The sequence below is a fragment of the Streptomyces sp. WMMC500 genome (assembly GCF_027497195.1).
Classification (GTDB): domain Bacteria; phylum Actinomycetota; class Actinomycetes; order Streptomycetales; family Streptomycetaceae; genus Streptomyces.
The window spans coordinates 7,800,918-7,823,023 of the sequence record NZ_CP114905.1 but is presented as its reverse complement, the minus strand read 5'-3'; the positions used below and the strand labels follow the sequence as shown (position 1 = coordinate 7,823,023).

Genomic DNA, 22,106 nt, shown 5'->3' with positions numbered 1-22,106 from the left:
CTCAGATCAGGGGTTTGCTCAGGTGGTACGCCGCGGGGCGGTAGCCCATCGACTCGCACAGCCGCAGTGCCACCTCGTTCCCGGCGAGGACGTGCAGCCCCACGGTGCGCAGCCCGGCCGCCCGGCACTCACGCTCCGCGGCGAGCAGCAGCGTGCGGCCGTGGCCCCTCCCCCGGTGCTCGGGCGCGACCGTGACCGAGTGGACGTATCCCCCGGCGGCGATCCGGGGCCGCAGGGCGATCCAGACCGTGCCCACCGCCACCCCGCCGTGCTCCAGGACGCGCAGCGCCGCGTCCGGGGTGGCGGCGCCCGCGGGCAGCAGGTCGTCGTGGAGGGCGCGCGAGCGGCGCAGCGCCTCGTCGGGCGCCATCCCCCGCGTCAGCCACCGCCGGGCGTACGCCTGCGTCTCCGCGGTCAGCCAGTCCGGGTACTCGGCCGCCGTGAGCGGCCGCACCACGGCGTGCGGCGGCGGCTCCGGCGCCTCGCCCGGCTCCTTGTCCAGCGTCCGGCCGGTCTCCGTGTAGCCCAGCGCCGCGGCCAGCCGCAGGCCGATGTCCGCGCGGGCGTCCAGGCTGAGCACGACCTCCCGGCAGCCCCAGCTCCGCAGCACCTCCTCGGCCGCGAGCGCCGCCACCGTGCCGCGCCCGCGGTGCCGCTCGGGCCTGCGGATCCGCAGGGTGCGGACCCGGCCGGTGGCGGGGCCGAGGCGCGGGTCGGTGGCCAGCTCGACGTCGCCGACCGGGCGGCCGTTGACGCACACGGCGTACGACCGCGTCCGGCCGCCGTCCGGCTCACGCCGCTCGGCTCCGGCCGGGCGCAGGTGGGTCGTCATCGCATCCCCTCCGTCCTCGCACCGCTCGGCGTTCCGCTCCCGGTCGTCCGGCGCCGTTACGGGTCGACGTCCGCCGCCGACCGCTCGGCGAACACCTGCATCGCCTTCGCCGTGACCGGCCCGTGCACCCCGGGCAGTTCACGGCCGTCGAGATGGCGTACGGCCTGGACGTCGCGGAGCGAGGACGTCAGGAAGACCTCCTCCGCCCCGCCGCCCGGCGCGAGCACCGAGAACGGCAGGTCCGTCTCCCGGGCGCCGGTCCACTCCAGCAGCAGCCGCCGCGTGATGCCGGCCAGGCAGCCGGAGGCGAGCGGCGGGGTGTGCACTTCGCCGTCGAGGACGACGAAGACGTTGGAGCCGGTGCCCTCGCAGAGCCGGTCGCGGGTGTTGGCGAGGAGCGCTTCGCTGGCGCCGCCGTCGTGCGCGCGGGCCAGCGCGACGACGTTCTCCGCGTACGACGTGGTCTTCAGGCCCGTGACGGCCCCGCGCTCGTTGCGCGTCCAGGGCACGGTGACGACGTCCGTCTCGTCCGGCCGCGGCGCGGCGGCGGCGAGGGCGACGACCAGGGTGGGCCGGCTGTCGTCCGCGTCACTGCGGTGGGAGGACAGGGGCGCGGCGCCGCCGGTGTACGTGATGCGCAGCCGGCCGTGCGGCACGGGCTCGGCGGCCAGCACCGCGGCGCAGGCCCGGCGCACCTCGTCCAGGTCGGGCTCGGGCAGGCCGAGGCCGCGGGCGGAGCGGGCCAGGCGCTCCAGGTGCCGGGTGAGGGCGAAGGCGGTGCCGCCGGTGGCCTTCAGCGTCTCGAAGACGCCGTCGCCCACGGTGATGCCGTGGTCGAAGACGGACACCCGTGCCTCGGCGACCTCGCGCAGCCCGCCGTCGAGCCAGACCTTCATGGACGTACGGTCCCTTCACTCGTGACTTCCCCCTCCGACGCTACCGCGAGCAGCCGGGCCGCCTTCAGTTCGGTCTCCCGCCACTCCCGCCCCGGATCCGAGCCCCAGGTGATGCCCGCGCCGGTGCCGAAGCGCAGCACGGGGCCGCCGGCGACGGCGCGGTCGATCCAGAACGTGCGGATGCCGACGGCCAGTTCGCCCGTGCCGCGATCGGCGTCGACCCAGCCGACGCCGCCGCAGTACGGGCCGCGGGGGGCGGTCTCCAGCTCGTCGATGAGCCGCAGCGCGCTGCTCTTCGGTGCGCCGGTGATGGAGCCGGCCGGGAAGGTGGCGCCGATCAGCTCGGCCCAGCCGGCGCCGGGGGCCAGCTCGCCGCGGACGGTGGAGACGAGGTGGACGAGGCCGGGGTGCTCCTCGACCGCGCACAGCGCGGGCACGGTGACGGAGCCGGTGGTGCAGACGCGGCCGAGGTCGTTGCGGACGAGGTCGACGATCATGACGTTCTCGGCGCGGTCCTTCGCGGTGAGGTCGGCGGCGGTGCGGCCGGTGCCCTTGATCGGGCCGGACTCGACGGTGCGGCCGGCGCGGCGCAGGTACAGCTCGGGCGAGGCGGTGGCGACCTCGACGCCGTGCGCGGGCAGCCGGACGACGCCGGCGTACGGGGCGGGGTTGCCGCGGGCGAGGACGGCGGCGAGGGCGTCGACGTCGGCTGTGTCGGCTGTGTCGGCTGTGTCGGCTGTGTCGGCTGTGTCGGCTGTGTCGGCTGTGTCGGCTGTGTCGGCTGTGTCGCATTTGGAGGCTGCGTCGGGTGCGCCGGTGGAGCTTCCCGGGCCGGGGAGCGGGGCGGTGAGGATGCGGCAGAGGTTGACCTGGTAGACGTCGCCGGCGGCGATGCGCTCCCGTATGCGGTGCACCCCCGCGACGTACCCGGCGCGGTCGAGCGAGCTGGTCCAGCACGCGGCGCCGGGGCCGCGCCAGCGGCGCGCGCGGCGGGCGGGCGGGTGCGGATCGGGGCGTACGTCCCCGAAGCGCGCGCACACCGTCCGGCCCTCGTACCCGACGACGACGGCCCACCAGCCCGACGAGTCGAGCGCGGCCGGGTCGCCGGTCACGTCGCGCAGGTCGGAGGCGACGAGACCGCCGAAGCGGGCGAGCGGGGCGAGGCGGGGCACGCCGTGAGTCTAAGGCGGCGGCGGAGCCCCCGCCCGGCCCGGCGCGGGCCGGGCGGGGCGGGGCCGGACGCGTGGGGGAAACGAATTTGAGCTGGCTCCGGAATCCGCTAAGGTTCATGACTACTACCGGAAGCGCCCCACCGGCGCCTTCGGAGCACGACCGGCGGACGTAGCTCAGTTGGTAGAGCATCACCTTGCCAAGGTGAGGGTCGCGAGTTCGAATCTCGTCGTCCGCTCGATGGGGGTCTCCCGGGCCCCCGCCGGTGGAGTGGCCGAGAGGCGAGGCAACGGCCTGCAAAGCCGTCTACACGGGTTCAAATCCCGTCTCCACCTCGGACGATTAGCTCAGCGGGAGAGCACTTCCCTGACACGGAAGGGGTCACTGGTTCAATCCCAGTATCGTCCACCAAGCCGACAGCCGACCTGCGCCCGCGGAACGCGCGGGCCGGGTCGGCTTCGTCGCTTCTGCAGGGGCTCCGCCCCCGCACCCCCGGAGCCGACAGCCGACCTGTACCCGCGGAACGCGCGGGCCGGGTCGGCTTCGTCGCTTCTGCAGGGGCTCCGCCCCCGCACCCCCGGAGCCGACAGCCGACCTGCGCCCGCGGAACGCGCGGGCCGGGTCGGCTTCGTCGCTTCTACGGGGGCTCCGCCCCCGCACCCCCGGAGCCGACAGCCGACCTGCGCCCGCGGAACGCGCGGGCCGGGTCGGCTTCGTCGCTTCTGCAGGGGCTCCGCCCCCGCACCCCCGGAGCCGACAGCCGACCTGCGCCCGCGGAACGCGCGGGCCGGGTCGGCTTCGTCGCTTCTGCGAGGGCTCCGCCCCCGCCCCCCGGAGCCGAAGGGCGACCCGCGCGGGTCCCGAGCCTGACAGGAAAGCGATGTGCGCGGTTCGGGTGTGACGGATAGTGTCGGAATATGAACGACCGTGCTGCCATTGTGTTCCGTGAAATACCCGAAAGTGACATCGACCGGGCGCAGGAACTGGCCTATCTGGTCTTCCACGAGAAGCCCGAGGACGCGCTTCGCAAACGCCATCACGAACTCCTGGCCGGCTGCCTGCGCATCGGCGCGTACGACGCGGACACGCTGGTCGGCATGGTCGCCACACTGCCGTTCACCATGGCCGTCCCCGGCGCCGAACTCCCCTGCCCCAGCCTGACGTTCGTCTCCGTCGCGCCCACCCACCGGCGTCGCGGGGTGCTCTCCGGGATGATCGCCGAGCTGTTCGCGCGGTGCACGGCCGAGGGCTGGCCGATGGCGGCGCTGTGGGCGTCGGAGACCGCCATCTACGGGCGGTTCGGCTTCGGCCCCGGCACGTACGGCGCGACCGTCGAGATCGACTCCCGGGAGGCACTGCGGCTGCGGATCACCCCCGACGAGCGGCCCCTGCGGCTGGTCGACCCGGCCGCGGCGCCCGCGCTGCTCGGCCCCTACTACGACCGCACCCGCGCGGCGCGCGGCGGCCGGCCCGCGCGCAGCGAGGAGTGGTGGGCCAAGGAGTGGATGGTCGAACAGGATCCGGACGACGAGGACTTCTCCCGGCCGCGCGTCGTCGCCCTCGGCGACCCCCTCGCCGGCTACGCCGTCTACCGTACGAAGGACGAGGGCGACCGCCCCGGCTCCCCGGGCCTGGTACGCCTGGACGAGCTGGAGGCGGACACCCCGGCCGTGGCCGCGGCGCTGTGGCGCTACCTCGTCTCCCTCGACCTGACCGGCACGGTACGCGCCTGGGGCCGCCCGCTCGACGACCCCCTGCTGCTCTTCGCCGCCGACCGCGACCAGGTACGGGTCACGAGCACCTTCCCGGCGCTGTGGGTGCGGCTGACCGACGTCGGCACGGCCCTGCGGCTGCGCTCCTGGGCCGCCGCGGCGGACGTCGTGCTGGCGGTGACGGACACCGCGATGCCGGCCAACGCCGGCACCTACCGGCTCACCGCCGCGCCCGGCGCTCCGGCCGCGTACGAGACGTCCGACGCGGTGCCGGACCTCACCGTCGACGTACGCGACCTGTCCGCCGCCTACCTCGGCGGCACCACCCTCGCCGCGGCCGTCGGCGCCGGCCTGGCGACCGAGCACACCGCGGGCGCGGCCGACGCGCTCGACGCGGCGCTGCGCACGCCGCTGCTGCCGCACACCGTCGAGGAGTTCTAGCGCGGCACGCCCGAAGAGACGTACGCCGCAAGGCGGTTGGCAGGCGCCGCCCGGTCCCGTGCGGGTCCGGGCGGCGCCTCGTCGCGCCTGCGAAAGGTCTGGACAAACATGCGGGCCCGTGCTGTGGTGACAGCGCGCCGATTGAGAGCGCTCTCAACCATCTGTGTTCCACCCCCACTCGACATGAGGGAACTACAGAAAGGTCCGCCATCGTGAGACGCACCTTCGGATTAAGGCTCGGCCTGTCCGCACTCCTGTTGCTGAGCACCTGGGGCGGCGCCGCCGCCCTCGCCCCGGCCGCCGGCGCGGACTCCGCGCAGCGGCTCTCGCCCGGCCTGCTGACCGCGCTGGAGCGGGATCTCGGCCTGACGCCCGACCAGGCCCGGGAGCGGCTGGCCGACGAACGCCGGGCGGCCGCGGTCGAGAAGAAGGCCGAGCGCGCCGCCGGATCCGCCTACGGCGGCTCCTGGTTCGACGCGGACAGCGGCCGGCTCACCGTCGCCGTCACCTCCGCGCGGCACGCCGACGCGGTACGGGCGACGGGCGCGGACGTCCGCGTCGTCGAGCACAGCGCCGCCGAGCTGGACGCCACGTTGAAGCGCCTCGACGGGCTCTCCGCGCCCGCCGGGGTGGCCAGTTGGCGCGTCGACGCGCGCGCCAACGGCGTCCGGGTCGACGTCGTCGCCGACCGCCGCGACGACGCCGCCGTCCGCGCGTTCCTCGCCCGGGCCCGCGCCGCGGGCCCCGTCGAGGTCGGGACGGTCGCCGAGGCGCCGGGCACCTTCGCCGCCGGAACCGTCGGCGGGGACCCGTACTACACGGGCAACGTCCGCTGCTCCATCGGCTTCTCGGTGCACGGCGGCTTCGTCACCGCCGGCCACTGCGGCGGCGTGGGCGCGGCGGTGCGCGGCTGGGACGGCTCGCACATCGGCACCTTCCAGGGCTCGTCGTTCCCCGACAACGACTACGCCTGGGTCAACGTCGGCAGCGGCTGGTGGACCGTGCCCGTGGTCCTCGGCTGGGGCACCGTGCCCGACCAGCTCGTCCGCGGCTCCGCGGAGGCCCCGGTGGGCGCCTCCATCTGCCGCTCCGGCTCCACCACGCGCTGGCACTGCGGCACGCTGCTGGCCAAGAACGAGACGGTCAACTACAGCGGCGGCGCCGTCGTCCACCAGTTGACCAAGACGAGCGTCTGCGCGGAAGGCGGCGACTCCGGCGGCTCGTACATCAGCGGCGACCAGGCGCAGGGCGTCACGTCCGGCGGCTGGGGCAACTGCAGCAGCGGCGGCGAGACCTGGTACCAGCCGGTCAACGAGATCCTCGGCCGCTACGGGCTGACGCTGCACACCGCGTAGCGCGACCGCACCCCGTGGCACCGGCCCCTCGCCGGTGACCGCTCGCCCGTGCCGCCCGCCCGCCGGCGGGTGGCACGGGCCGTACCGGCATACGATGATCATGGACTTGCGATGGCGGTCAGCGCGTGGAAGTATCTAGCCGCAGAAACCACGCGCGGTTAGCTCAGCGGGAGAGCGCTTCCCTGACACGGAAGAGGTCACTGGTTCAATCCCAGTACCGCGCACCTCAGAAGGACGAAGGGCCGGAGTAGTTCGCTCCGGCCCTTTGGCGTGCGGTCGCTCCGCCCCCGCGCGCGGCGGGGGCGGAAGGACGCGGGTCAGGACGAGAAGAGCATGCGGGAGAAGCCGCCCTTGCGGTGACCGTAGTGGCCGCCGTGGCCGCCGTGGTGGCCACCGCCCCAGCCCGGCGCCTGCTGCGGGTAGCCCTGGGCGGGCGGCGGCGGGGGCGGCGGGGCCTGCTGTGCCCACTGGGACTCGAGCCGGCTCAGGGTCTCCAGCTCGCCGTAGTCGAGAAAGATCCCCCGGCACCCGCTGCACTGCTCGATCTGCACGCCGTTGCGGTTGTACGTCTGCATCGGCGCACGGCACTTGGGACACTGCATGGTCGCCCTCAACTCCTCAACTCTCCCGCCGTCGCGGATGACGAACGGCGGCCATGGCTGCACAGCCTACGTCGCGCCGCCCGGCCGCGTCCCGTCCCCCATGGCGGCGATACGCGCGCAGGCGGCGAGCAGGTCGTGGTCGGTGTCGTCCAGGGGCCGCACGCCCGTCACGGCGTCGACGAGGGCGCGGGCGGCGAGCTGGACGGTCAGGGCGCGGGCCGGCACGTCGACCTCGGGCGGCCAGAGGTCGTCCCCGGGGGCGACGGCGGGGCCGCCGGCGGCGCGGTAGCCGGCGAGGAAGGCGGCCCAGTCGGCGGCCGGGATGAGCCCGGTGGCGTAGCCGGCCGCGGGGCGGGCGAGGTCCCAGGCGGGCTCGCCGAGGCCGAGGTCGTCGACGTCGATGAGGTGCCAGGGCCCGTCGGGGGCGGGATGGCGCACGAGTTGGCCGAGATGGAGGTCGCCGTGGCAGAGGAGGGCGCGGGGCCGGGCTCGGGGCTCCTCGTCCCGGGCCCACGCGGGCAGGCGCTCCCAGGCCCGCAGGACGAGTGCGGCGGCGGGAGTACGTGCCGGGGCCGGGCCCGGGTCCGCGGGCGTGCGCGGCGCGGGCGCGCGGGGCGCGGGGACGGTGAGCGTCGCGCGGAGTGCCGCCAGGGCGCGGGCCGCGTTCGCCTGGCCGGACATCGGGGGCAGCGGACCCGGCAGCCGGTCCGCCGGTACCGCGTGGAGCCGGGCCGTCAGCCGCCCCGCCGCCCGCCACGGCGCCGCTTCGGGAGCGTCCGGCGCAACCGTGGTCCCGTACGGCCAGCGGCTCACCTGCCTGCCCTCGACGGGACCGGTCAGCCCGCCGAGAGGCGCCAGCAGTATGCCCGCGAGCAGCGGGTGCGCGGCCACCCGCAGCCGGACGGCGAGGGCCGCGGGGTCGAGCCGCGGGGCGTGCGCCTTGAGTACGGTCCCCCCGTCGCGTACGACGGTCACGTCCGGGCCGTCGGCGATCACCACGGGCTCGCCGGCACCGCGGCTCAGCTCCGCCAGCCGGTCCACGAGGCGTGTGCGCACGGGCTCATCCTAGGCGCCGTACCGCGACGGCCTGCACGAACGTGACGGGCTCCGTGGAGAGGAAGCTCCGGACACGCGGGCGCACCGATCGTCGTGCCGTCGGTGCCGGGTGTGCGTACGGATCGGCCGCATCCCGCGGACTCCGCGATGCGCGGCCCGCACCGGGTCCGGAAAACGCGTAGCCCGGGCGTCTCCCCAGACGCCCGGGCGTACACGTCCGTCCGCCGCACCCCCGTCCCCACGGGGCTGAGCCGGCTGTCCCCGGCCCGGGCCGCTCTCCCGGGCCTGACGGGGCTAGCGCCCCATCATTCCGGCCACGGACGACGCATGTGTGATGACCGCCTCCCAGCCGCCGAAGACGACGGTGAGGACGATCGCGAAGGGCAGCACCATGGCGAGGGCGACCAGCGGGTGCCGGCGCTCCGACGGCTGTGCGCCGAACGCGGCGAGCGCCCCTGCGACGGCCTCGGGCCGTGCGGCGTGCTCCGCTGTTCTCTCCATGGCTCCCACTCCTGTGCTGGGGCGGCGGGCGTCCGACCTCGGGGGACGAGTGCTGCGCCCGCCGCTTGACGACAACATTAGGGAAATGATCGGCGCGGGTCGTCATGCCCGCGTACCGATTGCCTGGCCTCCCGGAGGATGACTGCGGCGCGAAGTCGCTACTCCCATGGGTGGAGACCGCGTACTACGTCCCAGGGTCTTCCCCGAGGGGGGCCACGCCGTCCACGCGCGGCACGGGATGCTCCACCAGGGCGAGCACCCTGGCGGCCATGAACCGCGCCGTGCGCACCACGGAACCGCTGCGCGTCACCTCCGTCACCTCGACCACTCCCCTGCGCACCGTCGTCTCGACCCTCCGGCCGGCGCGCGAGGCCACCACCTGGTACGTCCGCGTCGTGTCCCCCGCGTCCACGACTATCTCCACTCGATCGCCCTTCACCTGTCCCGCATCCCCCTTCCTAGGGGCCGCACTTGGGCCCGGCCATACCTCCAGGATCCCACCCGGGACTGACAATTCGGCCCGCCGCACTGCGCCCTGCCAGCGCGAGCGGCGGTCAAGTCCGTAAGCTGTGCACGGCAGACAGACCGGGCAGCGGGGATGGTTACGGCATGGCGATGATGCGGCTCCGTCGCGAGGATCCGCGTGTCGTCGGCTCGTTCCGGATCCACCGGCGGCTCGGCGCGGGCGGCATGGGCGTGGTCTACCTGGGCTCTGACCGGCGCGGCCAGCGGGTCGCGCTCAAGGTGATCCGGCCGGACCTGGCGGAGGATCAGGAGTTCCGGTCGCGGTTCGCCCGCGAGGTCTCCGCCGCCCGGCGGATCCGCGGCGGCTGCACCGCGCGGCTGGTGGCCGCCGATCTGGACGCGGACCGGCCGTGGTTCGCCACGCAGTACGTACCGGGGCCCTCGCTGCACGACAAGGTCGGCGACGAGGGGCCGCTCCAGGCCGCGCGGGTCGCGGCGATCGGCGCGGCCCTGTCGGAGGGCCTGGTCGCCGTGCACGAGGCGGGAGTGGTGCACCGCGACCTGAAGCCGTCCAACATCCTGCTCTCCCCCAAGGGCCCGCGGATCATCGACTTCGGCATCGCCTGGGCGACCGGGGCCTCCACGCTGACGCACGTCGGCACGGCGGTCGGCTCGCCCGGGTTCCTGGCGCCCGAGCAGGTCCGGGGGCAGCCGGTGACGCCGGCGAGCGACGTGTTCTCGCTGGGCGCCACGCTCGCGTACGCGACGACGGGCGACTCGCCGTTCGGGCAGGGCAGTTCCGAGGTGATGCTCTACCGGGTGGTGCACGAGGAGCCGCTCCTCGACGGGGTGCCGGACGCGCTGGCGCCGCTGCTGCGCACCTGCCTGGCGAAGACGCCGGACGACCGGCCGTCGACCCTGCAGTTGTCGCTGCGGCTGAAGGAGATCGCGGCCCGCGAGGCGCACGGGGCGGGGCCGGAGCCCGCCCCGCAGCGCAGGACCGCCGCGGAGCGTACGCCTCCGGGCCCCACGGCCGCGCACCGGCCGCCGACGCCGCGGCCCACGGGCGCGGGGCGGGCGGGCCCCGGTGCCGGCGCCGCGCAGCGCCCGGGGCCGCAGGGCGCCGGGCGGGCGGGTGGGGCGCAGCGGCCCGGTCCGGCGCAGCGCCCCGGACAGCGCGCGGGCGGCGGTGCTCCGCGGGGTCAGGCACCCGAGCGGGGCCGGCCGGCGGCGGAGCGCGGGCGGCAGGCGGAGCACCGCGCGCGGCAGGCGGAGCAGCGTACGCAGGGGTCGCGGAGCGGGCCGCGCGAGGGCGCGGCGGCGGCGCCGCGGAAGCCCGCGCCGCAGCGACGGCCTACGCCGGACCGGGCGCGGCTGATGCGGCAGCGCCTGATCGTGTTCGTGACGGTGACGCTGCTGGTCGCGCTCGGCATCGCCGCGGCTCAGGGCTGTCAGGGCCCGCTCTAGTACGACGCCTGGAGCAGGCCGCGGCGTGCCGCGCGGGCATGATCCGCCGTGCCCCGCCGGACCCGCGGCGGTTTTCGGCCACGGGTCCGCAGACCGGTACGGCGAGGGTTCAGCCGTCGGCCGGGGCCGTCGCCACCGCGTAGAACGCGACGGCCGCGGCGGCGCCCACGTTGAGCGAGTCGACGCCGTGCGACATCGGGATGCGTACCCGCTGATCCGCCGCCCGCAGGGCCCGCGCCGACAGCCCCGCGCCCTCCGTGCCCAGCATCAGCGCGAGCCGCGGCAGCCGCTGCGGCGCCGCCTCGGCGAGCGGCACGGCCTGCGGGTCGGGGGTGAGCGCGAGGAGGGTGAAGCCCGCCGCGCGGACGGTCTCCAGGTCCTGCGGCCAGGAGGGCAGCCGCGCGTACGGGACGTGGAAGACGGCGCCCATGGAGACCTTCACCGACCGCCGGTACAGCGGGTCGGCGCAGTCCGGCGAGAGCAGCACGGCGTCCATGCCGAGCGCGGCGGCGCTGCGGAAGACGGCGCCGACGTTGGTGTGGTCGTTGACGGTCTCCAGCACCGCGACCCGGCGGGCGTGCGCCAGCAGCCCGGCGGCGTCGGGCAGCGGCTTGCGGCGCATGGAGGCGAGCGCCCCGCGGTGCACGTGGTAGCCGGTGACCTGCTCGGCCACCTCGACGCCGACGACGTACACCGGCGCCGGCAGCGCGTCGATGACGTCCCGCATCACGTCGACCCACTTGGCGGAGAGCATCATGGAGCGCGTCTCGTAGCCGGTCAGGACCGCGCGCCGGATGACCTTCTCGCCCTCGGCGATGAACAGCCCCTCCGCCGGCTCACGGCGGCGGCGCAGCTCGACGTCGGTGAGGCCGGCGTAGTCGGACAGGCGCGGGTCGGCGGGGTCGTCGATCGTGATGAGTTCTGCCACGGCACGATCCTGCCGTGCGGCCGGCGCGATTCCGCCGCCGGGGTACGCCGCGGGCGCGGCCCGTCGCCGCCCGCCGCCTCGTCAGCCGGCCGGCCGGGCGGCCACCTCGCCGACGACGATCACCGCCGGCGGCCGTACCTCCGCGCGCTCCACCTCCGCCGCCGCCGTGCCGAGCGTGGCGTCCACCCGGCGCTGCGCCGCCGTCGTGCCCTCCTGCACGATCGCCACCGGCGTCGCGGCGGGACGCCCCTCGCGGACGAGCGTCTCCGCGATGGCCCCGATCCGCTCCACCGCCATCAGCAGCACCAGCGTGCCGCGCAGCCGCGCGAGCGCCGGCCAGTCGACGAGGGAACGCGCGTCGTCCGGCGCGACGTGGCCGCTGACGACGGTGAACTCGTGCGCCACCCCCCGGTGCGTGACCGGGATGCCGGCCACCGCCGGGACGCTGATCGCGCTGGTGACGCCCGGCACCACCGTGCACGCCACGCCCGCCCGTGCCAGCGCCTCCGCCTCCTCCATGCCGCGGCCGAAGACGAACGGGTCGCCGCCCTTGAGCCGCACGACCGCCTTGCCCGCCCTGGCGTGCTCGATCAGCGCGTCGTTGATCGCCTCCTGGGCCATCGCCCGGCCGTACGGGATCTTCGCGGCGTCGATCACCTCCACGTGCGGCGGCAGTTCGTCGAGGAGGTCGCGGGGGCCGAGGCGGTCGGCGATGACGACGTCGGCCTCGGCGAGCAGCCGGCGGCCCCGGACGGTGATGAGGTCCGGGTCGCCGGGGCCGCCGCCGACGAGGGCGACGCCGGGGGCCCGGGTGCGGTGGTGCGGGGCGCTGAGCGTGCCGTCGCGCAGGCCCTCCACGACGGCGTCGCGGACGGCCGCGGAGCGGCGCGGGTCGCTGCCGGTGAGCACGGCGACGGTGACGCCCTCGCTGCGGCCGGTGGCCGGGGTCCAGGCGGTGGCGGCGGAGGCGTCGTCGCTGCGTACGCACCAGACGCGGCGGCGCTCCGCCTCGGCGGAGGCGGCGGCGTTGGCCTCGGGGTCGCGGGTGGCCACGACCGCGTACCAGGCGCCCTCCAGATCCCCGTCCGCGTACGGCCGCTGCTCCCAGGTCAGCTCCCCGACGTCCGCCATCGCCTGCACCGAGGGGGTGACGGACGGGGACACGAGCGTGACCCGGGCGCCGGCGGCGATCAGCGCCGGCAGCCGGCGCTGGGCGACCTGGCCGCCGCCGAGGACGACGACGCGCCGGCCGGCGAGACGCAGGCCGACGGGGTACGCGAAGGCGTCGGGACCGGGGGCGAGGCGGGCGGGGGGACGGGACATGGCGGAGCGGCTCCTCGTACGGTGTGCCGGCCGCTGCGGCGCTGGAGCGGCGGTTCGTCGCGGGCCGCGGCCGGTGACGGCCGGGGACGGCCCGCGACGCCAACCCTATGGCCCGCGCGGCGGCCCCGCCGCGGGGGACACCGCGATACGGACCGGCCCGACGGGCCGTCGGGCGCCCGGAAGGCGACGGACGGACCGTCCCGGCCGGAACCCGCGCTCAGCCCTTCTCCGTCACGCCCGCCGCGTCGAACGTCGCCACCTCGTGCATCGCCCGCGCCGCGCTCTGCACCAGCGGCAGCGCCAGCAGCGCGCCGGTGCCCTCGCCGAGGCGCAGGTCGAGGTCGATCAGCGGACGCAGCCCCAGCTTCGTCAGCGCCGCCGCGTGCCCCGGCTCCGGGCTGCGGTGGCCCGCGATGCACGCCGCCAGCGCCTCCGGCGCCACCGCGCGGGCGACCAGCGCCGCCGCGCCCGCGCTCACCCCGTCCAGGACGACGGGCGTGCGCAGCGAGGAGCCGGCGAGGATGAAGCCGACGAGCGCGGCGTGCTCCAGGCCGCCGACCCCGGCCAGCACGCCGATCGGGTCGGACGGGTCGGGGCGGTTGACCTCGATGGCGCGGCGGACGGCCTCGACCTTGCGGGCGTACGTCTCGTCGTCGATGCCGGTGCCGCGGCCGGTCACCTCGGCGGGCTCGGAGTCGGTGAAGACGGCGATGATCGCGGCGGAGGCGGTCGTGTTCGCGATGCCCATCTCGCCGGTCAGCAGCGCCTTGTTGCCCGCCGCGACCAGGTCACGGGCTGTCTCGATGCCGACCTCGACGGCCCGGAGCGCCTCTTCGCGGGTCATCGCGGGACCCGCGGTCATGTCCGCCGTGCCTCTGCGCACCTTCCGCGGCACGAGCCCGGCCGTGGCGGGCAGTTCTGCGGCCACCCCGGCGTCCACGACGCACACCTCCGCGCCGACCTGGGCGGCGAAGGAGTTGCAGACGGCGCCGCCGCCGAGGAAGTTGGCGGCCATCTGGCCGGTGACCTCCTGGGGCCAGGGCGTGACGCCCTGCGCGTGCACGCCGTGGTCGCCGGCGAAGACCGCGACGGCCGCGGGCTCCGGCACGGGCGGCGGGCACTTCCGGGACAGGCCGCAGAGCTGCGCCGAGATGATCTCCAGCATGCCGAGCGAACCGGCGGGCTTCGTCATCCGCTTCTGCCGCTCCCACGCCTCGCCGAGCGCCTTGGCGTCCAGCGGACGGATGCCCTCCAGGGTCTCGGCGAGCAGGTCGTGCGGGTCCTCGCCGGGCAGCGCGCGGCGGCCGTAGCTCTCCTCGTGGACGACCCAGGACAGCGGGCGGCGCTTGGACCAGCCGGCCTGCACCAGCTCCGGCTCGTCCGGGAACTCGTCGACGTAGCCGAGGCAGAGGTACGCCACGACGTCCAGGTGCTCCGGCAGGTCCAGCTCGCGGACCAGCTCGCGCTCGTCGAAGAAGCTGACCCAGCCGACGCCGAGGCCCTCGGCGCGGGCGGCGAGCCAGAGGTTCTCGACGGCGAGCGCGGAGGAGTACGGGGCCATCTGCGGCTGGGTGTGCCGGCCGAGGGTGTGCCGGCCGCCGCGGGTGGGGTCGGCGGTGACGACGATGTTCACCGGGGTGTCCCGGATCGCCTCGACCTTCAGCTCCTTGAACTGTTTGGCGCGGCCCTTGGGCAGGCTCTTCGCGTACGCCTCGCGCTGGCGCGCCGCCAGCTCGTGCATCCGGTGGCGGGTCTCCTCGGAGCGGATGACGACGAAGTCCCACGGCTGGGAGTGGCCGACGCTGGGGGCGGTGTGGGCGGCCTCCAGAACGCGGAGCAGCACCTCGTGGGGTACGGGGTCGGAGCGGAAGCCGTTGCGGATGTCGCGGCGTTCGCGCATGACGCGGTGGACGGCCGCGCGCTCGGCGTCGGCGAAGCCGGGAGCCGCGGGGTCGGGGGCCGGGGTGCCGGGCTCGTCTGCCGCGGGGGCGGCGGGGACCGGCGCGGCGGCCGGGGGTGCGGCGGCGGGCGCCGGGGTCCCGGCGGCGGGCGCCGACGCCGCGGCCGGTGCCTCGTCCGCGGGGGCGGGGCGGGGGTGCGGGGAGCCTTGCGCGGGTACGGAGGCGCCCGCCGTCGCTGGGTCTCCGTCCTGTGGGTTCCCGTCCTGCGCGTCATGGGCCGGGGTGGCGGCGGCCGTGACCGGTGCGCTCACGGCCGTGCCGCGCCGCCGCCGGCCGCGGATCTGCGTCACGGGCGCGGCGGTGCGCTGCGGGTCGTCGCCCCCGGGCCGGGCCTCGGACGACGCGTCGGCCGCCGCTTCCCCGGCACTGCCGGAGGGGGTCTCCTGAGCGCCGTTGCGGACGCCCAGCGACACGCCGCGCCGCCCGCCGGAAGCGGCGTGCACGGCGGCGGGGGCCGCGTCGTCACTCGACGCCCGCGATGCGGGCACCCCGTGGACCGGAGCCTGCCGGTGGCCCTTGGGAGAGGGTGCGGCGGGCTGCCCGCCGGGCACGGCCCGGCCGTTCGCCGCCCGCGCCCGGGCGCCGTCGGCGGGCTGCCCGTGGGCCGCGGTCGCGTTCGTGTGCTGCCCGGCGGGGGCCTCCGGCCCGGCGGGGTCGCCGTGACGACCCGGCCGGACCGGGGAGTTGCCGCCGGGCTGCCCGTTCGCCTGCGCCGCGGCGGGCGCGGCGGTGGCCGTACGGTCGCGCGGCGCGGGTTCGTCGGCCCGCGGCCGGGAGCCGTCGCCGGGTTCCCGGTTCGAAGCAGGAAGGACCGGCCCGTCGTCCGCGGTCCCAGCCGCGCTGTCGTCGCCGGGTACGGCGCGGAGGAGCACCCCGTCCGCGGGCCGGGCCGCCGCCGCGGACTCACCCGGACCGGCGGCCGGAGCCGGGGAGTCGTCGCCGGCCTGCCCGCCCGGTACGGCGGCACCGGGCCGGGCCGCGGTGTCGTCGGCGGACCGGCCGGCGGGTACGGCGTGCGGCGTGGTCCCGTTCACGGAACCGTCCGTCGCCCGGCCGCCCGCGGGGCCCTCCGGGCCGCTCGGCACGGCGGCGGGCTCGGTCCCGGCTCCCTCGCCGGGGCGCGCGGCGGGAGCGGCGTGCGGGGCCGCGCCGTGGGCGGGTGCACCGCCTTCGGTCTGCGTCCCGTTCCCGGTACCCGCCGCGGCGGGTACGTCGGGCTGACCATCCGGCGACGGGTTCTGCGGTGCCTGCGCCTCCGCCGGGCCGTTCCCGCCGGCGGTGGGCGGGGCGGACCCGCCGTGGGCGGAGATCCCGCGGCCCAGCGACGCGCCCGCCGAGGCCGCCGCCCTGCGAACGGCCGCCTGTGCGGCGTCCACGGGGGCGGGCGAGGGCGTGCCGGCCGTGCTCTGCCCGGCGGTGGCGCCGGTGTCCTGCCCTGCCGCGGCCGGTTCGCCGTTCGCGGCAGGACCTGCCCCCTCGGCCGTGCCGTGCGCGGCCGTCGCGCCGGACGGCGGGCTCGCGGGCGCCGCCTCCCGGGCGTCCGCCGGCACCGGGAGGGGGGCGGCCGCGGAGTCCTCTCCGCCGGCGTGCGGCGGCCGGGCGACGGTCTCCCCGTTCGCGGGGTGCGGCACCGTCGTCCAGCCCGCCGGTGCGGGCGGGATCTCGCCGAGTTGCGGGCCCGGCAGGCGGGTTGTGGCGACCCGGGTGACGTCCAGGTACTCCGGGCCGGCCGTGGGCGGCCCCGGCGTACGTACCGGCTGCTGCGGGATCTGCCCGGCGGGGGCGAGTCCGCCCGCCGCGGCCGGGCCGGGCTCGGCAGCCCCGTCCACCGCCGGCTCGGCGGCCACCGCCTCGGGGCCCGCACCGTCCGGAGCGGCAGCACCCTGCTCCGGTACGGCGCCCGATGCCGCTGCCGCTCCCGCGGGTCCGGCCTGCTCCGAGCCCGCCGCCGCGGCCTGCCGGCCGGCCGGAGCCGGCGAACCGGCGCCCGCGGCGTCCTCGTTGCCCGTCGCGTGCACCGCGTCGGCGGCGACCGCCTCGTGCGTGTCCGCGGAGCCGCCCGCCGGGCCCCGGTCCGCGAGGGAGCGCACCACTCCCCCGGCCTGCTCCGGCACCGGCGGGCCCATGTGCAGCGGACGCCGCTGCCCGCCCGTGGCCGGCTCCGTACCGCCCGCCGGGGGCGCGGTCCGCGCGCCGGCGGAGGCGGGGAGCCGCGGGTCCGTCCAGGCGCCCTGGGCGCCCGGCAGGAACAGGAAGTCGTCGTCGTCCGCCGCGCCCTCCGCCGCGGGCGCGGCCTCGGCGGGTGCGGCCGTGGCCGACGGGTCTGCGGCGGGGGCGGGGTGGTGTCCTCCGGCGGCGTCGTCCGGCCCCGGCTGGTGCCCTTCCGGGAGCTTGCCGGTGTCAGTCATGCGTCCGTACCCCTCGCCCATCGCTCCAGCTCCTTCCGACCGTTCGTCCGGCAGCAGCCCCCGCGGGACAGACCGGCCGCCCGTAACCAGAACGAGCACACCCTGCCCGGCGGCACGACCGGCCCGCAGGGATTACGTTCCCGACAACTGCGACAAGACCCCCGGACATTACCGGCATTCGGCAACACTCCAACGAATGCCAGGTCACGGCACAACAGTCGGCCAGCCTACCCGCAATCCGCACGCGGGTCCGGCGGGGGTCGAGCCGCGCGGGCGCCGTCCGGTGCACCGTGGGGAGCACCCGGCGCACGCCTCCCGCGCGCCCGGAGCGCATCGCGCGCACCCCGCGCACCCCCGGTTCAGCCCGCGCGGCTCCCGGCGATGAGGAACACCACCGTGCGCTCCCGCTCCCGCCAGCCGGCACCCTGGCCCGCGTCGGCGGGGACCTCCGGGTCGAGGTCGACCGACTGCAGCAGCGAGCACTCCACGGCGTATCCGGCGTCCGCGAGGGCCCGTACGACCTCCTCCGCGCCGTCCCGGGTGCGGGCGTGCGCGACGATCCGCTCGGGGCGCCGGGCGGCGCACTCCGCGACGACCGCGGCGCCCCCGCCGCCGACCCGGACGACGTCCGGCTCCGGCAGGTCGTTGAGGACCCCGGGCGCGGTGCCGTGGACGGTCTGCAGCAGCACGCCGAAGCGGCGGGCCGCGGCGGCGGCGCGGGCGCAGGCGTCGGGGTCGCGGTCGACGGCGATGACGGCGGCGCCGAAGCGGGCGGCCTCGACCGCGGCCGCGCCGCCGCCGGAGCCGATGTCCCACACGAGGTCGCCCTTCCGGGGCCCGAGCCGGGCGAGTTGGACGGCGCGCAGTTGCGGCGCCTCGCCCTCGTCGGGCAGGGCCGCGTACTCCGCGGCGGCCAGGCCCCAGCCGCGCACCGCGGGCGGGTAGCCCGCGTCGTGCCCGGCGAGCCAGCCGCCGGCCGCGGGCGCGGCGGCGGGGCCGGGAGCGGTCGGCCCGGACCCCGCCCCGATGCCGCCGCCGATCACCAGCGTCACGTTCGGGTCCCGCCACACGTGGTCCGCGACCTTGTCGGAGGTGAGCACCGTCACCCGCTCCTGCGCCCCGCCCAGTTCCTCGCAGATGACGAACGTCCGGTGGACGTCCCGCAGCAGCAGGGCGAGTTCGGCGGGGCCCGCGCCCGGCGAGGTGAGGACGGCGACCTTGGGGTGCGCCCGGCAGACGTTCACGGCCCGGCGCAGGTTGCGCTCGTGCGCGACGACGACCTGCGCGTCGTCCCACGGCATCCCGGCGCGGGCGAAGGCGGCGGCGACGGACGAGACCGCCGGCAGCACCTCGACCTCCAGGCCGTGTTCAGGGGCGCGCAGGGTGCGTACGACGCCGAAGAAGCCCGGGTCGCCGTCGGCGAGGACCACCGCCGTGCCGCGGTGCCGGGCGATCCTGCGGGCCGCGAGGCCCACGCTGCCCAGCCGGATCCGCTCGGCGCCCGGCGGTACCTCGGGCAGGGCGAGGTGGTGCGCCGCCCCGGCCACGAGGCTGGCCGCGCCGAGCGCGGCGCGCGCCGCCTCGGTCAGCGGAGAACCGTCCCACCCGATCACGGTGACCCGGTCCGCCATCGCTCACTTCTCTCCTGGTCGTCGGCTGCGGGGCGCGCCGGCGGGCCGGCGCCCGCTCCCGGCCCGCGGCGGCACGCGCGGACGTTCCGTCCACGCGCACGCGCGCCGGCGGCGAGGGAGCGTCAGAGCACACTACTCTCGCCGTCGGCGTCCAGGTCTTCCGGCAGCAGGCTCCAGACGATCAGGTCGGTGCGGATGTCCGTCCAGCCGCCGTCCTCGGTGCGGGTGCGCGCTATCCAGGCGTTGCGCAGGACGCCCTCGCTGATGCCGCCGACCTTCTGCGCGACCTGCTGCGCCGCGGTGTTGTCCGCGGCGGTGCGCAGCTCCAGACGCTCGAACTTCTGCACGTCGAAGAGCCAGCGCGCGACGGCGAGCACGGACTCCGCGGCGTACCCCTCGCCGCGCGCCCAGGGGGCGACGACGTACGAGACCTCGGCGGCCAGCGTGCGCCAGTCGGTGCGTCTGAGGTGGACGATGCCGACGAGCCGCTGGGTGAGGAACTCCGAGACCGCGAAGACGATGCCCCGGCCGCCGGTGCGCTCGGCCGGGGCTACGCGCGTCACCCAGTCGCGGGCGTCGTCCCGGGTGTACGGGTGCGGCGCCTGCGTCCACGCGGTGACGGCCTCGTCGTTCATCATCTCCGTCAGCGCCGGCACGTCCTCCTCGTCGAACGGGCGGAGCACCAGCCGGTCCGTGCTGAGGGAGACGTCCGGGAAGGTGGATGACATGCGCTTCTCCGAGTGCGTGGACCGATGACGAGCTGACCCGGACAGCATGCAGCATCCGCGGGCGGATGTGCCACGGCTCAGCCCACGGGGCCGAACACCGGCACGGACGACGGGAACTCCTTCTCCATGAACGCCTTGGTCTCGGGGGAGTGGAGCAGTTCGCCGAGCTTCCTGATCTCGGGGTCGTCCGCGTCGTCGGCGGGCACGGCCAGGATGTTGACGTACGGGTTGCCCTCGGCCTTCTCCAGCGCGATGGCGTCCGAGCGCGGGTCGAGGCCGGAGTCGATGGCGTAGTTGCCGTTGACGACGGCGGCGTCGACGTCCTGGAGCGCCCGGGGGGTCTGGGCCGCTTCGAGCTCCCGGATCTCCAGACCGCGGTCGTCGGCGACGTCGCCGAGGGTGGCGTTCAGGCCCGTGCCGTCCTTCAGCTCGATCAGGCCCTCGGCGTCGAGGAGATGGAGGGCGCGGCCCTCGTTGGTGGTGTCGTTCGGCACGGCGACGGTGTCGCCGCCGCCGAGTGCGGAGACGTCGTCGGCGCCGTCGGAGTAGAGGCCGAGGGGTTCGACCAGCACGCCGACGGTCGGGACGATGTCGGTGCCGTTCTTGTCGTTGTAGTCGTCGAGGAACGGGGTGTGCTGGAAGAAGTTGGCGTCGACCTCGCCGTTCGCGACCGCCTCGTTGGGCTTGACGTAGTCGGTGAACTCGCGGACGCGCAGGTCGATCCCGGCGTCCTCGGCGAGGTTGTCCTTGACGAAGTCGAGGATCTCGCCGTGCGGCGCGGGCGTCGCGGCCACGGTGACGGTGCCGGACCCGCCGTCGCCGCCCTCGGAGGTGAGGTTGACGGTGCCCACGGTGAGCGTGCCGACGAGGGCGACGCCGGCGACCGCGGTGACCCCGGCCCGCGCCGGGCGGGAGACGCGCAGGTAGGCGGCGCTGCGGGTGCTGCGGTCGCTGAGGCTGCGGACGAAGAAGTCCCCGATGAGCTGGACGCCGTTGACGAGGACGACGAGCAGGACGACGGTGACGAGCATGACGTCGCCCTCGTAGCGCTGGTAGCCGTAGCGGATGGCGACGTCGCCGAGGCCGCCGCCGCCGACCGCGCCGGCCATGGCGGAGTAGCCGACGAGGGCGATGACGGTGGTGGTCAGCCCCGCCACCAGGGACGGCAGGGCCTGCGGCAGCAGCGCCTTGACGACGACGGTCCAGGTGCTGCCGCCCATGGACTGCACGGCCTCGGCGAGGCCGGTGTCGACCTCGCGCACCGCGGTCTCGACCAGCCGGGCGAAGAAGGGGATGGCGCTGATCGCCAGCGGCACGATGGCGCCCTTGAGGCCGATGGACGTGCCGACCAGCGCGCGCGTGAACGCGGTGAGCGCCAGCATCAGGATGATGAACGGCAGCGAGCGGCCGATGTTCACGACGAGTCCGATGACCCGGTTGACGACGGTGTTCTGAAGCGGCCGGCCGCGGTCGGTGAGGACCAGCAGCACGCCCAGCGGGGTGCCGAGGACGACGGCGATGAGCGCCGCCCAGCCGACCATGGCCAGCGTCTCCCACAGGCCGGTCAGCAGCTCGGGGCGTATCTCGGTCCAGCTCACTTGGCACTCTCCAGGGCGGGCAGGTCGGCGTCGACGCCGACCGGGTCGATCTGCAGGCCCTGCTCGCGCAGGAAGCCCAGGGGGACGACGTTCTGCTCGTACGGGCCGGGCAGCTCGATGCGCATCCGGCCGACCTGCCGGCCGCCGACGGTGTCCATGGCGGCGCCGAGGATCGACACGTCGAGGTTGTAGGTGCGCGAGAGGTGGGAGATCACCGGGCGGCTCGCCGTGTCGCCGTGGAAGGTGATGTCGACGATGGTGCTCCCGGTGCCGTACGCCTCGCCGCCGACGGGGAAGAGCTGGGCGGCGATCTCGGAGCCGGGGGTGGCCAGCAGGTCGTCGAGGGTGCCGGACTCGGTGATCCGGCCCGAGCGCATCAGGGCGGCGGAGTCGCAGACGGCCTTGACGACGTCCATCTCGTGGGTGATGAGCAGGACGGTGAGGCCGAGTTCGCGGTTGAGTTCCCGCAGCAGCTCCAGGACGGAGCGGGTGGTCTCGGGGTCGAGCGCGGAGGTCGCCTCGTCGGAGAGGAGCACCTGCGGGTCGCCGGCGAGCGCGCGGGCGATGCCGACCCGCTGCTTCTGGCCGCCGGACAACTGCGCCGGGTAGGCCCTGGCGCGGTCGGCCAGCCCGACGAGGTCGAGGAGGTCGAGCGCCTTGCGGGCGCGCTCCTGCCCGGACAGGCCCAGGATCTCCAGCGGCAGTTCGACGTTGTCCTGCACGGTGCGGGCGCTCAGCAGGTTGAAGTGCTGGAAGATCATGCCGATACGGGTACGGGCGGCGCGCAGCTCGCGGCCGGTCAGGGCCGTGAGGTCCTGGCCCGCGACCGTGACGGTGCCGGAGTCGGGGCGCTCCAGGAGGTTGACGCAGCGGATGAGGGTGGACTTGCCGGCGCCGCTGCGGCCGACGACGCCGAAGACCTCGCCTTCGCGTACGCGCAGGTCGACGCCGTCGAGCGCGGCGGTCTCGCGACCGCGGGAGCGGTAGACCTTCTTCAGGTCCGTGACTGTGATCACGTGGGTTCCATTGCTC

General features: G+C 76.3%; 16 protein-coding genes, 4 tRNA genes and 2 pseudogenes. 7 read left to right on the top strand and 15 right to left on the bottom strand.

Annotated elements, in window-relative coordinates; translation table 11 throughout:
• Window position 1: 1 nt before the first annotated feature.
• Genes O7599_RS33765 through O7599_RS33755 form a run of 3 tightly spaced genes read right to left on the bottom strand, consistent with a single transcriptional unit; the run spans window position 2 to window position 2,900 of the window.
• Window positions 2-832 carry a GNAT family N-acetyltransferase gene (locus O7599_RS33765; protein WP_281619400.1) on the bottom strand — a complete coding sequence of 277 codons (831 nt, stop codon included), beginning with the start codon at window positions 830-832 and terminating at the stop codon, window positions 2-4.
• 56 nt (window positions 833-888) lie between these two features.
• Window positions 889-1,728: an aminotransferase class IV gene (locus tag O7599_RS33760; RefSeq protein ID WP_281619399.1), complete on the bottom strand. Its 840-nt coding sequence runs from the start codon at window positions 1,726-1,728 to the stop codon at window positions 889-891.
• A complete protein-coding gene (locus O7599_RS33755; protein WP_281619398.1) occupies window positions 1,725-2,900 on the bottom strand; it encodes a chorismate-binding protein in 1,176 nt (391 codons plus the stop codon). Before O7599_RS33755 ends, O7599_RS33760 begins: the two co-directional genes overlap by 4 nt.
• A 163-nt stretch (window positions 2,901-3,063) precedes the next feature.
• Between O7599_RS33755 and O7599_RS33750 the strand changes: the two genes are divergently transcribed.
• From O7599_RS33750 to O7599_RS33725, 6 genes are all read left to right on the top strand, one after another.
• A tRNA-Gly gene (locus O7599_RS33750) sits at window positions 3,064-3,136 on the top strand.
• Window positions 3,137-3,162: 26 nt separating this feature from the next.
• A tRNA-Cys gene (locus O7599_RS33745) sits at window positions 3,163-3,233 on the top strand.
• A gap of 1 nt (window position 3,234) precedes the next feature.
• A tRNA-Val gene (locus O7599_RS33740) sits at window positions 3,235-3,309 on the top strand.
• A gap of 527 nt (window positions 3,310-3,836) precedes the next feature.
• Entirely contained in the window at window positions 3,837-5,051 is a 1,215-nt protein-coding gene (locus O7599_RS33735) for a GNAT family N-acetyltransferase (RefSeq protein ID WP_281623630.1), read from the top strand.
• A gap of 212 nt (window positions 5,052-5,263) precedes the next feature.
• Complete coding sequence (locus O7599_RS33730; protein WP_281619397.1) at window positions 5,264-6,406, top strand: S1 family peptidase; 1,143 nt, start codon at window positions 5,264-5,266, stop codon at window positions 6,404-6,406.
• 152 nt (window positions 6,407-6,558) lie between these two features.
• Window positions 6,559-6,630, top strand: a tRNA-Val gene (locus O7599_RS33725).
• A 93-nt stretch (window positions 6,631-6,723) separates the two neighbouring features.
• On the opposite strand, the gene O7599_RS33720 is transcribed toward O7599_RS33725, so the two are convergent.
• The 4 genes from O7599_RS33720 to O7599_RS33705 form a co-directional block, all read right to left on the bottom strand.
• The gene (locus O7599_RS33720) at window positions 6,724-7,008 is read right to left on the bottom strand and encodes a zf-TFIIB domain-containing protein (RefSeq protein WP_281619396.1); all 285 of its coding nucleotides are present in this window, start codon (window positions 7,006-7,008) and stop codon (window positions 6,724-6,726) included.
• A 66-nt stretch (window positions 7,009-7,074) separates the two neighbouring features.
• Window positions 7,075-8,064: a phosphotransferase gene (locus O7599_RS33715; RefSeq protein ID WP_281619395.1), complete on the bottom strand. Its 990-nt coding sequence runs from the start codon at window positions 8,062-8,064 to the stop codon at window positions 7,075-7,077.
• Window positions 8,065-8,358: 294 nt separating this feature from the next.
• A complete protein-coding gene (locus tag O7599_RS33710; RefSeq protein ID WP_281619394.1) occupies window positions 8,359-8,565 on the bottom strand; it encodes a hypothetical protein in 207 nt (68 codons plus the stop codon).
• A 184-nt stretch (window positions 8,566-8,749) separates the two neighbouring features.
• Window positions 8,750-9,004 (bottom strand): hypothetical protein, encoded by a 255-nt coding sequence (locus O7599_RS33705; protein WP_281619393.1) that lies wholly within the window; start codon window positions 9,002-9,004, stop codon window positions 8,750-8,752.
• Window positions 9,005-9,174: 170 nt separating this feature from the next.
• On the opposite strand from O7599_RS33705, the gene O7599_RS33700 reads away from it, so the two are divergent.
• Window positions 9,175-10,497: a serine/threonine protein kinase gene (locus O7599_RS33700; RefSeq protein WP_281619392.1), complete on the top strand. Its 1,323-nt coding sequence runs from the start codon at window positions 9,175-9,177 to the stop codon at window positions 10,495-10,497.
• Window positions 10,498-10,606: 109 nt separating this feature from the next.
• Here the strand turns inward: O7599_RS33700 and O7599_RS33695 are convergent, their stop codons facing one another.
• The 8 genes and pseudogenes from O7599_RS33695 to O7599_RS33665 form a co-directional block, all read right to left on the bottom strand.
• Window positions 10,607-11,425 carry an RNA methyltransferase gene (locus tag O7599_RS33695; protein WP_281619391.1) on the bottom strand — a complete coding sequence of 273 codons (819 nt, stop codon included), beginning with the start codon at window positions 11,423-11,425 and terminating at the stop codon, window positions 10,607-10,609.
• Between the two features lie 81 nt (window positions 11,426-11,506).
• Complete coding sequence (gene cobA, locus O7599_RS33690; RefSeq protein WP_281619390.1) at window positions 11,507-12,748, bottom strand: uroporphyrinogen-III C-methyltransferase; 1,242 nt, start codon at window positions 12,746-12,748, stop codon at window positions 11,507-11,509.
• Window positions 12,749-12,965: 217 nt separating this feature from the next.
• Window positions 12,966-17,117: a nicotinate-nucleotide--dimethylbenzimidazole phosphoribosyltransferase gene (gene cobT, locus O7599_RS33685; protein ID WP_281619389.1), complete on the bottom strand. Its 4,152-nt coding sequence runs from the start codon at window positions 17,115-17,117 to the stop codon at window positions 12,966-12,968.
• Between the two features lie 359 nt (window positions 17,118-17,476).
• Window positions 17,477-18,748 (bottom strand): precorrin-6y C5,15-methyltransferase (decarboxylating) subunit CbiE, encoded by a 1,272-nt coding sequence (cbiE, locus tag O7599_RS33680; RefSeq protein WP_281619388.1) that lies wholly within the window; start codon window positions 18,746-18,748, stop codon window positions 17,477-17,479.
• A gap of 122 nt (window positions 18,749-18,870) precedes the next feature.
• Window positions 18,871-19,476, bottom strand: a complete 606-nt coding sequence (locus O7599_RS33675) for a GNAT family N-acetyltransferase (protein ID WP_281619387.1) — start codon at window positions 19,474-19,476, stop codon at window positions 18,871-18,873.
• Window positions 19,477-19,553: 77 nt separating this feature from the next.
• A pseudogene (locus O7599_RS36945) lies at window positions 19,554-20,264 on the bottom strand (MetQ/NlpA family ABC transporter substrate-binding protein); the annotation flags it as partial.
• A gap of 165 nt (window positions 20,265-20,429) precedes the next feature.
• Window positions 20,430-21,074 (bottom strand): annotated as a pseudogene (locus O7599_RS36940) (methionine ABC transporter permease); the annotation flags it as partial.
• On the bottom strand, window positions 21,071-22,090 hold the full coding sequence (locus O7599_RS33665) for an ATP-binding cassette domain-containing protein (RefSeq protein ID WP_281619385.1): 1,020 nt from the start codon (window positions 22,088-22,090) through the stop codon (window positions 21,071-21,073). The pseudogene O7599_RS36940 and the gene O7599_RS33665, both read right to left, overlap by 4 nt.
• Window positions 22,091-22,106: the final 16 nt, after the last annotated feature.